The organism is Nocardiopsis lucentensis DSM 44048, assembly GCF_000341125.1.
Taxonomy (GTDB): domain Bacteria; phylum Actinomycetota; class Actinomycetes; order Streptosporangiales; family Streptosporangiaceae; genus Nocardiopsis; species Nocardiopsis lucentensis.
This window is the reverse complement of record NZ_ANBC01000081.1, coordinates 1-653: the sequence shown is the minus strand read 5'-3', so window position 1 is coordinate 653 and position 653 is coordinate 1. Positions and strand designations below refer to the sequence as shown.

The 653-nt window shown below is 75.7% G+C and carries 1 protein-coding gene; it reads left to right on the top strand.

Annotated elements, in window-relative coordinates; all coding sequences use genetic code 11:
- On the top strand, positions 1–653 hold a 653-nt coding region (locus D471_RS0102565; protein ID WP_017597178.1), incomplete at both ends, for a bis-aminopropyl spermidine synthase family protein.

Sequence of the window (653 nt, the reverse complement as noted above, 5' to 3'; positions counted from 1 at the left end):
TGGGGCTGCCGTCACCGCTGCGCGGCGCCGCTGACCTGGTGTTCACCGACCCGCCGTACACCCCGGACGGGGTGGAGCTGTTCGTGCGGCGCGGGTTGGAGGGGATGACCGATCCCCGCAGGGGGCGGGTGTTGGTGGCCTACGGCGCCAGTGAGACCACCCCCCGGCTGGCGGCGGCGACGCAGGCGCGGATGGTGCGGATGGACCTGCTGCTGGAGGCCGTCTGGCCGGACTTCAACCGGTACCACGGCGCGGAGTCGATCGGCGCCGCCTCGGACCTGTACGTGCTGCGGCCCCTGTCGCGTACCGCGCCAGCCCCCTCAGGGGACGCCGCGCGCGTGTACAGCCAGGGCGTCAACGCCAAGGAGGCGCGGGGCGGCCTGGACGCCGAACGCGCGGATGCCGTGGTCGAGGCGGTGCTCGACGACGTGGACGGCGCGGTGGACGTGCGGGCGCTGACACTGGTGGGCGAATGGCCCACGGACATGGGCGGCGCGGCCGGGGCGGGCCGGATCCGGCTGTCGACGTGGCTGGCGGCGCCCACGTCGGCGACCGAGCACGCCGTGATCAACCTCACCGGCGGCTGGGAGCGCCTGGTGGCGCGGGCGGCCCTGGCCGCGGCCTCGGACACGGTGTACGCGCTGGTGCCGTCG